The following is a 14,315-nucleotide window of genomic DNA, read 5'->3' on the forward strand; positions in this document are numbered from 1 at the left end:
TGGCTGGGGCCTGGGCGAACTCCTGGAACTCGACGGTGAGGAACTCCTGGCATGGCACCAGGCCCTGAGGGAAGCCCTGGAGTAACGACGGGTATTAAAGGCAGCCTCCGGCGTCCCTGCCGGGGGCCAACCATTTAAAAAGGTTGCCAAACAGATAAAGGCCTCCTTCAATCCACAACCCGGGCAGGCCTGGGCTTGCCCCACTTACTTAGAGGAAAAAACATGGCATCCACAAACACGCTCATACTCCCCACGGATACCTCGGCCGCACAGGCCATGGTGGCAGCGGGTGAGGCCGTGATTGATCAGATCAGCCGCGTGGGTCAAAGCCTCAAAGGGTTTTCCCTCGGCCTCTCAGCGGTAAAGGCGCCCACTGATAATATAAAACGCACCACCCCGGGAGACGCCCTTGCGACCGCCCCGGAACCACCCAAAAACAACATGGGAGACGCCCTCGGCTCCCTGGCGTCCATCATTTCTAAACTGGGCAAGGCGGTGGCCCCCCTTCAAGAGACCGGAGAACTGGCCAAAGAAGCCTGGGATGAAGCCAAAAGCGGCTTGGGCTCTGCCTACAAAGCATTCAAAGGCCTCAAAGGACAAAAGGAAACCACTGAAAAATCAAGCGAGGCTGATGTACCGAGCACACCCGGCAAAAAAAAGAGGCAAAAAAAGCCGGGTAAAAAGGGAAAAAAAAAGAGGCGCCCGGAAAAAGCGAAAACCGAATCTAAAAGCGACACAGAGACCACACCCGGCAGTGTGTTTCAGCGCTTCGAAACCACGGCCTCTTCCTTTGAGACAGCCTTAGGCTCCCTTCAAGGCATCGACACAAGCGCCATCACCCTCCCCGCCAGCCTTGAGCCCCTCACCACCGTGGTTGCCGATTTCGGCGAAGGCCTGGGATCCATCCAGGAAAAAGCAGCCACCGCACAGGACGCCTGGAACAGCGCCAAGGAAGGTATCGACGCCACAAAAAACGCCTGGGCATCCCTGAAGCAGGGATTTAAGGGAAAAGGAAAAGCCAAAAAAAACGACGCGGCCGACAAGGAAAACACACCAGAACAACCCGGCACGGTCTTTCAGGGCATTGGGACGGCGGCCACGTCTTTCCAATCCGCCCTGGGAACCCTCCGGGGACTCGATACAGGAAACGTCACCCTTCCCGCCAGCCTTGCCCCCCTCACCACCCTGGTCACCGATTTCGGGGAAGGCCTCGGTACCCTCAAAGAAAAGGCTGCAACCGCACAGGAAGCCTGGGACAGCGCCAAAGAGGGCGTGGACGCAGCGAAAAACGTGTGGGCAGGCCTGAAACAGGGGCTCGGCGGGTCAAAAAAGGGTAACAAAAACACCTCGGGCAAGGCCAAGGACACAAGCAAGAAGGCACCCGGCGACCTCTTCCAAAACGCAAAAAAAGCCACGGCCGCCTTTGAGACCACCCTGGGGCGTATCGGCCAGGTGGCACACATGGACCTCGGCCTCCCTGCCCAGTTTGCCCCCCTGCAATCCATGCTCTCCAACGTGGGCAACGGCATCGATGCCGTTCAGGAAAAAGCCGAAACCGCCAAGGCCATCTGGGGAAACACCAAACAAGGCCTGGACATGGTGAAAACGGGTCTCACCACCATGTCCGGCATGGGCGGCCCCATAGGGGGCGTTGCCACCAAGCTCCTCTCCATGGGCTCGGGGGTCAAGGCCCTGGGAGGCACCTTCATGAGCTTTGCAGGACGGGTGATTCCCATGATGGCAGGGGGAATCCGCGCCCTGTCCGCTGCCTTTATGACCAACCCCATCGGCCTGGCCATCGCCGGGATTGCCCTGGCCGCGGTGCTCATCATCAAATGCTGGAAACCTTTGGGTGCGTTTTTCAAAGGACTCTGGGGGGGCATTGTGGGGATGGCCAAGGGGGTCCTGGGCTGGCTCATGCCCACCTTCAAGGTCATCGGCGCCGTCTGGAAGACGTTTTCGGGACTTTTTTCAAAGAAAAAGAAGCCGGATGACGAGGAGCCCAAGGACAAAAAACTCGGAAAAACCCAGAAAAAAGAGAAAAAAAAGAAGAAGAAAAACTCAAAAGGAACGGCCAAAACCAAACCGGGCAACGCCCTTGCAAAGAATAAAAAAGGCAACAGCAAGGCCAAAGGAGCACGCACCGGCAACCCCACAAAACTGGGGAGCACCGCTACCAAGCCCGTAAAAAACCAATCGTTCACCCCGTCGCCCGCGAAACCAAAGAAAAACCGGGGAGCGGATACATCCGGGCAGCCCGCCAAGGCAGGAAAGAACAAGAGCAGGCAAACCCAACAAGGCGCCCCCTCGGGCGGCAGCCCCATCAATATCTATGTGTACGGCGCCGAGGGTCAATCCACACGGGAACTCGCCGAGGAAGTCCTGCGCCACCTGAAACGCGAACAGACACGGAGGTTTTATGACTGAGAAGCCGACAGAAGAGAAGACCGAAGAGCAACGAATCAAAGAGCACCAGATGATGGCCCTGGGTAACTATCGGTTTGCCGTGGACACCGCAGCGTATCAGGAGCTCCGGCACACCACCCCCTTCACCTGGTCGGAAAAAAGCCGGAGCGGCCGCCGCCCTGCCCTGAAGTTCACGGGCATCGGCAAGGAGACCATCGAGCTCTCCGGTACCATCTACCCCAGCTACAAAGGGGGCCTCGGCCAGCTTGAGGCCATGCGGAAGGAGGCCCGACGGGGAAAGCCCCTGCACCTGTCCGACGGCTTCGGCAACACCCGGGGGCGATGGTGCATCGAGAGCATCGAGGATACCCAAACCTTTTTTCTGCCCAACGGTATCCCGCGAAAGCAGACCTTTCGCCTGACCCTGTCTGCCTATGGAGACGACACATGACCCATTACAAAACCAAAGACAACGACATGCTCGACGAGGTGGCGTTCCGCTACTACGGCACCACCCGCGGCACGGTGGAAATAACCCTGGAGGCCAACCCCGGCCTTGCCGCCTGGGGGCCGAGGCTCCCCGCAGGGCTCACCGTGACCCTTCCGACCATCACCGGGCCCGTCACCGAGGCCCCCATCAGGTTGTGGGATTGATATGACACCGGACTACAAAATAGAAGCCAACGGAAACGACATCACCGATACCGTCAAGGACCGTCTCATCTCCCTCACCGTCCTGGACGAGGCCGGACTCAAGTCCGACACCCTCGTCCTGGAACTGGACAACCGTGGAAACCGTGTGGCCCTTCCCGCCGTCGGAGCCCGTATCGAGGTGTGGCTGGGGTACGCCGAGAGCGGCCTGGCGTCCATGGGTACCTTTACGGCCGACGAACTCCGCGTGGAAGGCCCTGCCGAGACCCTCACCATCGTGGCCGATGCAGCGGACATGACCGAGAGCCTCAAGGAGGTCAAGGAGAGATCCTGGCACGGAGTCACCCTGGGCGACCTGGTCAGTACCCTGGCCATGGAGCACGGGTTCACCCCCCAAATCCATAGCAGCCTGGAAAAAATTGCCCTTGGCCACCTGGACCAGGCCGAAAGCGACCTTCACCTGCTCACCCGCCTCGGCACGCGCTACGGGGCCATGGCCAAGACCGCAGCAGGTCGCCTCCTCTTCCTGCCCCGGGGCAAGGCCGCCACGGCCTCGGGCACGGCGATCCCCCCCGTGCACCTCACGGCACAGGACCTCACCCGGTGGTCCATGAGGCAGGTAGCCCGCAAGGCGTATAGCTCCACCCTCGCCTTCTGGCAGGACACGGATCGAGGGGCCAAAGGCCACGCCCTGGTGGGGGCCGGTCACCCGCAACGGGTGCTCACGGTGCCCTCCCCAACGCCAGAAGCCGCCTACACCAAGGCCCTGGCCGCCCACCGCACAGCCCCGCAACAGGAGACCACCCTTGCCATAGAGTGTGCCGGGCGGTTCGACCTCATGACAGGCACGCCCCTGGACCTGCGGGAGATCGGCCCGGGCATCGACGGCCCGTGGGTGCTGGACCACGTCACCCACACCCTGGACAGCACCGGGTACAACCTGAGGGCCAGGGCGCGGCCCAAGGCCTCATGATGATAAAACCGAAAACCTTTGCCGTTCATATCTGGTGCACAGAGTGCACCTTACGGGCTGGGGGCTTTTGGTATGGTGTCGGTGGAACACGGGCGGGATTTTTAGTGAATGGGGAAGGTAAACCGGATCACTCACGGGATGCGAGATCGCGTAGGGTGCACTCCGTGCACCAAAATGAAGCCCTGCATTCCGCGAAGGCCTCGCTGAAATCGAACGCCTTTGCAATCCGAACATGGTGCACAGAGTGCACCCTACGGGCTGGGGGCTTTCGGTATGGTGTCGGTGGAGCACGGGCGGGATTTTTAGTGAATGGGGAAGGCAAACCGGATCACTCACTGGATGCGAGATCGCGTAGGGTGCACTCCGTGCACCAAAATGAAGCCCTGCATTCCGCGAAGGCCTCGCTGAAATCGAACGCCTTTGCAATCCGAACATGGTGCACAGAGTGCACCCTACGGGCTGGGGGCTTTCGGTATGGTGTCGGTGGAGCACGGGCGGGATTTTTAGTGAATGGGGAAGGCAAACCGGATCACTCACGGGAAGCGAGATCGCGTAGGGTGCACTCCGTGCACCAAAATGAAGCCCTGGCATTCCGCGAAGGCCTCGCTGAAATCGAACGCCTTCGCAATCCGAACATGGTGCACAGAGTGCCCCCTGCAAACCAACGGCCCGTCTTGAGTTTACCGAAAAATTCATCCGTTGAAACGGCCATGGAACGCCGCACGCGTGTACGGCGCTCCAAGAAGAATATCCATTACGGTGCCCTATGCCTCCCGCGGCTCGTCGAAAAACGACTGCCGGTCGAGGTCCTGCATGGTGCGGAGGGTGTAGGGGCCGTTTTTGGACTCTTCGAACCACTGCTCTGCCCTGGCCCGGCAGGCCGGGCAGACGCCTTTGGGGATATGGACCCCGAAGAGGTGGTGGCCGGTGTCCGAGGAGGAGTCCACCTTGAGGGCGCCTTTGCAACTATTGCAGACGGTGATCTCATCGATCTGCATTTCATAGATCATGTCCGTGTCGTACATGATGTTGCGACGGCGGCTCACGGTCTTATGGTTTCCCACGAGCTTGGCCTGCAGGGCTTCGCGCTGGCGCCAGGTGGAGAGGACGGCCTGGCCGATCTGGCGCACCTGGCGGGTGACGTCCTGGGGCTGGACGAGGCGTGCGACATCGAAGCCGGGCTCTTTGATGCCGGTGTAGTCCAGGCCGGCAAGGGCCAGGATGATCCCGGTGTTGACATAGGGCAGGGCCCCTTCGATGGAGTAGCCCCCTTCAAGGACGGCGATATCCGGACTCAGCATGTCGGTTAAGTCGGCATAGCCCCGGGCCGAAAAGTTCATGTTGGTCAGGGGGTCGGAAAAATGGTTGTCCTGGCCTGCGGAGTTGACGATGATCTCGGGCTGAAAATCCTCAAGGATGGGCATCACCACGTTCTCAATGGTCCAGAGGTACCCTTCGTCGGAGGTAAGGGGCGGCAGGGGAATGTTTACGGTGGTGCCCAGGGCGTTGGGGCCCCCAAGCTCCTCGATGAATCCGGAGCCGGGGTAGAGGGTCCTCCCGTCCTGGTGGATGGAAATAAACAGGGTGTCGGGATCGTGCCAGAAGATGTCCTGGGTCCCGTCGCCGTGGTGGCAGTCCGTGTCCACGACGGCCACGCGCCGCACCCCGTATTTGGCCCTGATATACTCAATCATGATGGCTTCGATGTTGATGTTGCAAAAGCCCCGGTTCCCGTGGACCACGCGCATGGCGTGGTGGCCCGGGGGACGCACCAGGGCAAAGCCCTTTTCTACGGCCCCTTCCATCACGGCCTTAGCCACGGTGACGGCGCCCCCTGCGCTGATGAGGTGGGATTCGGTGGTGACGCTCTCGATATCCGGGGTGCAGAAATGGACCCGCCGGATGTCCTCATGGGTCACGAGATCGGGCTTGAACTCGGTGATGCCCTCAATATCAAACAGCCCCTCTTCAAACACCTGGTCCTGGGTGTAAAGAAGCCGCTCCTCCCGTTCCGGGTGCGTGGGGTCGATGGCCCAGTCAAAGGCCGGAAAAAAGACCAACCCTGTTTTTCTGTCCGCTTTGATCATCATGCGTGTCCTTTTTTATTCTGAGGCCTCCGGCGGCGAGGGTGGCGAAGCCGCAACAAAAACCAAAAACGTACGTTGCCGTTTTTCCTATCGCCTATGACCCATCACCTGCTTTCAGATCATACCCTTCGATAAGCCCCGGCTTCACCTGGGCCCGCACCCGGATGTTCTTGCCCGTGGTGCGAAACCCCCGAACCATATTAAAGGCGATGCTCTCGACGATTTCGGTCTCCGGGCTTGCGGTGCGGCTTCCCGCCTGGCGGGCTTTCTCCACCAGAAAATTCCTGGCCGTCTCTTCGGCATCGGCCAGGGTGTAGTGGTGGTCCATGGTCTTGGAGTAGTTCTCTTCGGGGATGAGGATCACCCCTTTTTCCGTGTCGGCAAAAAGGGTCACCTCACAGGTGGTGCGGGCAAGGGCCGCCCCGATGGCGTTGGCAACGCCCCAGCGGGGAACGGGGCGCACGGCCTTGTCCGTGCAGTCGGCAAGGTACCCGGAGAGGGCCTGGGCCGGTCCGCCCAGGAGCAGAATCTCCTCCGGGGCAACCCGGTAGCCTTCCATCATCTCGTGGATGGTGTAGACCGGCTTGGCGTTGATCTCGGCCACCGCCTTGCGGGCGTGGTCCAAAATGGTATGGCCCATGGTCTCCATCACCTTGCGGGCCGCCTCTTCCGGGGGAAGACTCAGGGCCTCTCCCACAAGGCGCATGCCCTCTTGTGCCAGGGCCAGGTCCCCTTGTGTGCCGTCGGGATCCAGCACCACCATGGCATCCGTGGGGGTGGGTTCCGGGCCGCCGAAGGCCATGGCCGGTCCCAGCCGCTGGGGCCCGATGACCACGGCCCCGTTTTCCACCCGCACCTGGCTGTCGCCCCCCAGGCCCACGGAGGTGCTCTTCAGGGATCGAATCAAGGTGTGCCAAGGGCCGATGGAGATCCCCAGGGGCTCCAGCACCGGCGCACGCTTGACCAGGATGGCGATATCCGTGGTGGTTCCCCCCACATCCAGGACCAGGGTGTCCACCGATTCGGAGGCCCAGGGGATCGCGCCCATGACACTTGCCGAAGGACCGGACATGACCGACTCCCCCGGATAGATCATGGAGGTGGCCATTTCCATGGTGCCGCCGTCGGCTTTCAAAATGTAGATGGGAATGTCGATGCCCTTTTCTTTGAGGCTGTCCCGGACGGACTCGTAGAAGCGCCGGTGAATGGCGTAGACCGATGCATTTAAAAAGGTGGTGTGGATCCTGCGGGGAAAATTGAGCTGGCCGGAGACGGTGTGGCCGGTGAAGACCCGTTCGATCCCCTTTTTTTTCAGAATCTCTTCCATGCGCTGCTCATGGGCCGGGTTGCGCGTGGAAAATTTCCCCACAACGCCCACTGTGCGGATCCCCCGGGCAAGGAAGCCGTCGGCAAGGGCCTCCACGGCATCACGGTCCAGCCCCTCCACCACGCGCCCCCGGTGATCCACGGAGCCTGCAACGGTATGGTAGTCTTCACAGCAGCGAAAGAGCATGGGGTCGAGGCCGGGCCCCCCTGCCACAACCATGCCCACCGTCTCAAGTTTGCCAGTCACCACGGCGTTGGTGGTCAGGGTGGTGCTGAGCACGATGCGTTCCACCGATGCGGTGTCGGTATCCCGGATCACGCTCTCCAGGCCGGAGAGGATGGATTCAAAGAGATTCTCGGGGTCGGTGGGCACCTTGGTCTGCCGAATCAGCCCCCCCCTGCCCGATGAGCACAACATCCGTGTGGGTTCCCCCCACATCCAGGCCGATAATCATGACTACCTCGTTTCTTTAGGAATTGGGGACATCAAAAGAACCAACGCGGTACATGTCGGAGGCTGCCGCACGCTCACAAAGCAGCGATGCCCCACCGTGGTCACCTGCTGTCGGGCAGACAACGGCAACCTGCGTATGCACGATCAGGTCAGTCCATGGTCCCTGGGTCTGAAATCGCCGTACATGGTCTACGGGTTCATCAGAAATGATGAGACGCAGCATCACCCGCAGCCATGGAAAGCCATGGCGCTGCGGTGGTGACGGAGCTCCCGGTAAGTGGAACTGAATACTAACGTATCTATAGGAATATTCTCACGGTGTCAACACAGACTCAATAAGAGATAACCCCTTGATTACGAAACACTTCAAGGCGAAAAGCATACAAGAAGACCCGCCGGGGCGCAGGTGCCCATATCTACCTGCATGCCCCTTTGGAGAGAACATCCCCCCGTCATCCCACACTTTTTATGATGAACACAAACTATAAGCACACCATCAAGCAACAGGAACCCACCACACAATATTTTGATTTATCGATCAATCACTTACAACAAAACACCTGCAGCGAACGTTCCCTCTACGCCTTATTTATTCGTACACAAATAAACTTTCCCCCTTTCTTTTTTCCAGCATTTCCATTATCAGATAATAAAATTATGTTTTATCCCGCAATCATTGATGCGCAGACAAAAAACCCGATTTACCAAGAGCCTCCGACCCCTTCCGGCCAGAAGCCTTCGGGTCCGAGCCCACAGCTCCGGCGCGCAATGAACCGGTTATTTCCGATGGACCTACAATGCATAACGGGGGTTATCATGTCTGTTGTCAAATGGGAGAAAAAGGATCGAACCGCAGTTGTCTGGATGGACAACGGTGCCAACACCCAGAACCTGATCTTTGCCCAGGAACTGAACCGCTGCCTCGACGAGGCCATTGCCGATGAGGAGGTCACAGCCATCATCCTCACCTCCACAGACCCGAAGTCCTTTTCTCAAGGGGTGGACGTCCAGTGGATGGGAGGCGCCTTTGCCGATGGCAAGCTCGATGACATCAAAGGCTTCATGTACGGCATGAACGATGTCTTCACCAAGCTGCTGACCCTGCCGGTTCCCACCATCGCCGCCATCAACGGCCACGCCTTCGGCAACGGAGCCATCCTCTCCTGCGCCTGTGATTTCCGCTTCATGCGGGCCGACCGCGGGTATTTCTGCTTCCCCGAGGTGGACCTGGGGATCCCCTTCCTCCCCGGCATGCTTGCCTTTGTGAAGAAGGCCTTTGCCTTCGATCACTTCAACGACCTGTACCTCACAGGCCGACGGGCCGGTGCTCCCGAGCTTGCCGAGCGCAAGATGCTTGTCAAAGCCAGCGACAACCCAGAAGCCCTCATGGAAGACGCCCTGGCCTTTGCCGCAACCTTTGCCAAGAAACGCGGCATCTTCAAAATCCACAAGGCAAGGAACCACAAGCAGATCCTTGATGTCATGGAAGCTGAAGACAAAGAGGTCATCGAGTCCCTGGCCCTTTTCGTCACCGACTAACCGCCCTTTCCGGGAAAAGCCCAATCAGGAGCCGGCCCTTCGGGGCCGGCAACCACCATGCCCACATCCCTTTACACCCACACCACCCGAGTGGTCCTTGCACTCTCCCTTGTCATCATCACCATCCTCTCGCTGGTCCCGGTTCGGGGAAGCCTGGCCGTGGACATCTGGGACAAGGCCCAGCACGCAGGCGCATACCTCTACCTGACCCTGCTGGTCTGGGGTGCCTCGTCGCCCCGTGGCCTCACGCTGCGGCACGCGGCCCTGCTCATGGCCTACGGCATCGGCATCGAAGGAGCCCAGGCCTGCCTGCCCTGGCGAAGTTTCTCGGTTCTGGACATGGTGGCCAACGCCTCGGGCATCGCGACAGGAGGCGCCCTCCTTGGCCTCCTCCATGCAGCGGGGGTTCCGGGAGTATTTCCCGCCAAAGACAAAAGCCCCACAGGAGGCCCGACCCATCAATAAATTTGATATCTACGATCAGTCATAGTCAGTACATGGATCGCGACCCGAAACCGGGATATCATACCGAATTCACAAACTTTTAAAAAACCGCACCGTCAAGAGGCCCCCGCCCCTCGTCCGGCCAAAATCCCCCTGCCCCGGGGACGAGGCCCCTATGCCGGGCCCGGACGGCCTTTGCCTTCCACCTGAAATCATGCAGAAAACATACCCTGGCCACCCCGGCGAGCACCGCGCGAAAAAGGGGCCTGCGCCCCCTGACGGGCGGGGGTATTTACTCGATATGTTTTGTTTATTCTTATTGACACGCTTTAATCATTAAGAGTAGAAACACTATTGTCCTGCAAAGGACACTATGGTATAAATTTTTTCTTGGAATAGTTGTGAGCATAAGGTTTTCACTGATTATACCATTCATATAATGACTGATTTGCTCTTTTGTGTTGTGGGAGCACATCATCCTTTCCTGCTTTAAATTGACGGCAGAAACCACCGGTACCTTGAGGGCGGGAAAAATGACACGGAGGATAATGTAGTATGGCTGAGGCAATCAAAATCGGCGGAGGCACCAGAAGTGCCTTCAAAGACAAGGTGATGGAGATCCTGCCCGAGGGCGGGAACTTGAACGCCTGTCTGACCTGCGGGCTCTGTGCCTCGGGCTGTCCGGCGACCGGACTGGCCGACATGGACCCCCGAAAGTTCCTGCGCATGGCGGCTCTGGGCATGGACAAAGAGATCGCTGAACACGACTGGACCTGGATGTGCACCATGTGCATGCGCTGCGTGCGCATCTGCCCCATGGAGATCAACATCCCCCAGCTTGTGTTCAACGCACGACAGCTGACCCCGAGAGAAGAGCGTCCCAAGGGCATCCTCGGATCCTGCGACATGGCACTCAACAATGACACCTGCAGCGCCATGGGCTGTTCCCAGGAAGACTTCGAATTCGTCTGCGAAGACGTCATTGACGAAGTCAAGGAATCCCAACCCATGTGGGAAGAGAAAGACCTCCAGGCACCCATCGACAAGCAGGGCGCCGAATTCTTCCTCAACCAGAACTCCCGTGAGCCCATGACCGAACCCGAGGAGATGGTTCCCCTCTGGAAAATCCTCAACATCGTCGGTGCCGACTGGACATACGGCAGCAAAGGCTGGGCCGGTGAGAACTACTGCATGTTCCTCTCCGACGACGAAGCCTGGGACAAAGTCACCCGAACAAGTGCTGACAAATGCACGGAGCTGGGGTGTAAGACGTTCCTAAACACCGAATGAGGGCACGTTACCTTCTCAGTCCTGGCAGGACTGAAAAAATTCAACATCGAGCACGATTTCAACGTCGAGAGCATCTACAACCTTTATGCACAGTGGATCCGTGAGGGCAAGCTTCCCGTCAACTCCGACTGGAACAAAGAACTTGGCATCAAGTTCACCGTCCAGGATCCCTGTCAGATCATCCGTAAGACCTATGGCGATGAGACGGCCGACAACCTGCGTTTCGTCATCAAGTCCGTGGTCGGCGAAGAGAACCTCATCGACATGTACCCCAACAAGAGCAACAACTTCTGTTGCGGAGGCGGCGGCGGCTTCCTCCAGTCCGGGTTCAAAGAAGAGCGCCTCGCCTACGGCAAGATCAAAGACTCCCAGATCCAGAAAACCGGCGCCACATACTGCATCGCCGGCTGCCACAACTGCCACGCCCAGATCCATGAGCTGAGCGAGCACTACGGCGGGCACTACCATGTGGTTCACATCTGGACCCTGATCTGCCTCTCCCTGGGTATCCTTGCTCCCAACGAGAGAACCTACCTCGGCCCCGAGCTTCAGGAAGTGAACGTTCCTGAATACATCGAGCCCGAGTTTTAATGGAACGTCCCTTTAAAGGGAATCCAGCGCAGAGCCGATAAAAAAAGGCCGCCCGTTTCGGGCGGCCTTTTTTAGTGGTGCACAACATAAACATAAAAGCAGCCTTAAAACGAGCCCTCAGAGCCCGAAGGCATGATCCCGAAGCCCCCGACAACCCCCAACGACAAGCAAGCCGCCGTATCGCCCCTCTTTCATCCCCCAGCCCTGACCTTCCTTTACCCGAGCCCCTCGAACCCCAACAACCCACCCCACGCCGCCGCAACACCCGCTGCAGACACAAAAAATGGGGCCCACCAACAGGCGCCCCCATGCCCGAAGCGAACCACGACTGAAGAGAAACACGGCCCACACCGAAACAGCAAAGGACAAACCGCATTGTCAACCAACCCCTAAAGCATGTTCCCTGAGCGGCCTCGCTGGCCCGACACCTGGGGCCAGGCCGAATTGTTGCCCCGCACCTCAAAAAATACCATGTGTACCGACCCCAAAACCCAAGGTGCCCAGCCCACACCACGCCCCTTGCGAGGCATTTTACCGCACAAAAAGCCCCCTGTCCGCCCCGCATCGATTTCCGTATGATTTCCGCGCCATGCTCAAATCCAAACGCCCGAAAGGCAGGCCCTTCGGGATTTTTTCCACTTTTTCTTTAAAAACCCCTTGACCATTTGCTTCGAAATAGATTAAAAGCTTTTTGTCTCGACGCGAGATCAACACCGATCGCATCGGGCACCAAAATAGAAAATATGGCGATGTAGCTCAGTTGGTTAGAGCATGCGGCTCATATCCGCAGTGTCCGCGGTTCAATTCCGTGCATCGCTACCATTTATAAAGAAGCCGGTGAGTTTAAAACAAACTCACCGGCTTTTTGCATTTTGCACCCCCGCTTCTTCTGCCCTCCGTTGAGCTCCACACCCCCCAGAACGTTTACGCTCCCCATGGCCCTTTCTGCCCTGAGAATCCCCCCGGGTTACAGTCATTTCCCACTTCTTTCTTGAAATCAGCTCCAACCTTTATTAGTGTGGGGGCACACGACCCAGGCGATTTAAACCTTACCTGCTGACATTGTTGAACAATACGCTTTTTTAACATCAAAGGCGCGTGGATCACTATTTTCAGGATTGCAGTACTTTATGAGCATCGGTTTTGACCGCATCGTTGAAGAAAAGATTCTAAAAGCCCAGAAGGATGGCAAACTCGACAACCTTCCGGGCCGTGGAAAGCCCCTGGAGATTGAAGATGACAGCAGGGTCCCCGAAGACCTGCGCCTTGCGCACAAGATCCTGAAAAACGCAGGTTGTGTTCCGCGGGAACTTGAAGAACACGTGGAAATCAGGCGCACGGAGGACCTGCTCCGGGAGAGCGACGATCTCTCGGAAACCTACCGCGCCATGAAACGTCTCCGCTGTCTCAAGGCAAAACTCCTCCGCGATGGCCGCTCCCCTGCCATCTTCGACATCCCGGACACCTATCACGAGGGCGTGATCAACAAACTCGGCAAAAAATAAAACGGTTAACGGGGCTTTTTCGCCCCTTCAGGACAGACACCCCATGAAGAAGTTGAACCTTGCAGTTATCTACGGAGGCACCTCCCCCGAGCGAGACGTCTCCCTTGTCAGCGGAAAAGAGGCCCTGGCCGCATTGGACCAGAACCGCTACACCCTGTTCGAATACGATCCCAAGGACGGGCTGGACGCCCTCGTACGCGACGCTGAAAAGCTCGATGCCGCCCTCATCCTCCTCCACGGCTCCCCCGGGGAAGACGGCACGATCCAGGGCCTCCTCGACCTGCTGAAGATCCCCTACCAGGGCTCCGGGGTCCTGGGAAGCGCCATCGCCATGAACAAGGAGCTCTCCAAAAAGCTCTACACCGACGCCGGGCTCCCCACGCCGGAGGCCGTCCAGGTCCGCAAGGGAGAGCCCTTTGACCCGGCGGCCACCGTGGCAAGGCTCGGACTCCCCCTCTTTGTCAAGCCCGCCTGCGGAGGCTCCAGCCTGGGCATGTTCCGTGTGTCCGAAGAGCAGGAGCTGGCCGGAGCCGTCACCCAGAGCCTGGCCTACGACGAGACCGTGGTCATCGAGGCATTCATTGACGGACCCGAGGTCACCTGCGGCGTCATCGGCAACGAGGAGCCCAAAGCACTGCCCGTCATCGAGATCATCCCCGAAGGGGACAGCCCCTACTTCGACTACGAGGCAAAGTACACCCCCGGAGCCACCACGGAGATCTGCCCTGCCCGGATCAGCGATGCCCTCACTGCCCGGGTCATGGAGCTTGCCGAACGGGCACACCGGGCCCTTCACCTCAAGGGCTACAGCCGCACCGACATGATGATCAAAGGAGACGAAATCTTTCTCCTGGAGACCAACACCATCCCGGGGATGACCCGCACCAGCCTGCTGCCCCGTGCGGCAAAGGTTGCCGGTTTCTCCTTTTCAGCCCTTCTGGACCGGCTCATCGAGCTGGCCCTGGAGTCTAATAAAGAACGACCGTAACAATAACGCCGGACTATACGTAACGCATTGTCGTTTATTTGAACCTGAGACATGAGAGGAT

At 58.7% G+C, this 14,315-nt stretch carries 11 protein-coding genes and 1 tRNA gene; 10 read left to right on the forward strand and 2 right to left on the reverse strand.

What is annotated here, in order from left to right:
- Window positions 1-222: 222 nt before the first annotated feature.
- The 4 genes from BLQ12_RS00290 to BLQ12_RS00305 are packed head-to-tail and all read left to right on the forward strand — an operon-like array spanning window position 223 to window position 4,030.
- Window positions 223-2,427 carry a phage tail tape measure protein gene (locus BLQ12_RS00290; protein WP_092207118.1) on the forward strand — a complete coding sequence of 735 codons (2,205 nt, stop codon included), beginning with the start codon at window positions 223-225 and terminating at the stop codon, window positions 2,425-2,427.
- Complete coding sequence (locus tag BLQ12_RS00295) at window positions 2,420-2,857, forward strand: phage tail protein (RefSeq protein ID WP_217640209.1); 438 nt, start codon at window positions 2,420-2,422, stop codon at window positions 2,855-2,857. The genes BLQ12_RS00290 and BLQ12_RS00295 overlap by 8 nt, the downstream gene beginning before the upstream one ends.
- Window positions 2,854-3,060 carry a tail protein X gene (locus BLQ12_RS00300; protein WP_092207120.1) on the forward strand — a complete coding sequence of 69 codons (207 nt, stop codon included), beginning with the start codon at window positions 2,854-2,856 and terminating at the stop codon, window positions 3,058-3,060. The genes BLQ12_RS00295 and BLQ12_RS00300 overlap by 4 nt, the downstream gene beginning before the upstream one ends.
- Before the next feature lies 1 nt (window position 3,061).
- On the forward strand, window positions 3,062-4,030 hold the full coding sequence (locus BLQ12_RS00305) for a contractile injection system protein, VgrG/Pvc8 family (RefSeq protein WP_092207122.1): 969 nt from the start codon (window positions 3,062-3,064) through the stop codon (window positions 4,028-4,030).
- 764 nt (window positions 4,031-4,794) lie between these two features.
- Here the strand turns inward: BLQ12_RS00305 and BLQ12_RS00310 are convergent.
- Together BLQ12_RS00310 and BLQ12_RS00315 are read right to left on the reverse strand one after the other, a co-directional pair.
- Entirely contained in the window at window positions 4,795-6,120 is a 1,326-nt protein-coding gene (locus tag BLQ12_RS00310; RefSeq protein WP_367888768.1) for a histone deacetylase family protein, read from the reverse strand.
- Window positions 6,121-6,211: 91 nt separating this feature from the next.
- The gene (locus BLQ12_RS00315; RefSeq protein ID WP_254781930.1) at window positions 6,212-7,861 is read right to left on the reverse strand and encodes a hydantoinase/oxoprolinase family protein; all 1,650 of its coding nucleotides are present in this window, start codon (window positions 7,859-7,861) and stop codon (window positions 6,212-6,214) included.
- A gap of 852 nt (window positions 7,862-8,713) precedes the next feature.
- Between BLQ12_RS00315 and BLQ12_RS00320 the strand changes: the two genes are divergently transcribed.
- The 6 genes from BLQ12_RS00320 to BLQ12_RS00345 all read left to right on the forward strand — a co-directional run bounded on the left by BLQ12_RS00320 (window position 8,714) and on the right by BLQ12_RS00345 (window position 14,254).
- On the forward strand, window positions 8,714-9,436 hold the full coding sequence (locus BLQ12_RS00320; protein WP_092207126.1) for an enoyl-CoA hydratase/isomerase family protein: 723 nt from the start codon (window positions 8,714-8,716) through the stop codon (window positions 9,434-9,436).
- Window positions 9,437-9,493: 57 nt separating this feature from the next.
- Complete coding sequence (locus tag BLQ12_RS00325) at window positions 9,494-9,901, forward strand: VanZ family protein (RefSeq protein WP_092207128.1); 408 nt, start codon at window positions 9,494-9,496, stop codon at window positions 9,899-9,901.
- 534 nt (window positions 9,902-10,435) lie between these two features.
- Complete coding sequence (locus BLQ12_RS00330) at window positions 10,436-11,761, forward strand: (Fe-S)-binding protein (RefSeq protein WP_092207130.1); 1,326 nt, start codon at window positions 10,436-10,438, stop codon at window positions 11,759-11,761.
- Between the two features lie 745 nt (window positions 11,762-12,506).
- Window positions 12,507-12,583: transfer RNA gene (locus BLQ12_RS00335), tRNA-Met, on the forward strand.
- 308 nt (window positions 12,584-12,891) lie between these two features.
- A complete protein-coding gene (locus tag BLQ12_RS00340) occupies window positions 12,892-13,266 on the forward strand; it encodes a DnaJ family domain-containing protein (protein WP_092207132.1) in 375 nt (124 codons plus the stop codon).
- A gap of 43 nt (window positions 13,267-13,309) precedes the next feature.
- On the forward strand, window positions 13,310-14,254 hold the full coding sequence (locus tag BLQ12_RS00345) for a D-alanine--D-alanine ligase family protein (protein ID WP_092207134.1): 945 nt from the start codon (window positions 13,310-13,312) through the stop codon (window positions 14,252-14,254).
- The last annotated feature ends 61 nt before the right edge of the window (window positions 14,255-14,315 follow it).

Origin of the sequence: Desulfoluna spongiiphila (assembly GCF_900101345.1) — a bacterium.
GTDB classification, from domain to species: Bacteria; Desulfobacterota; Desulfobacteria; order Desulfobacterales; family Desulfolunaceae; genus Desulfoluna; species Desulfoluna spongiiphila.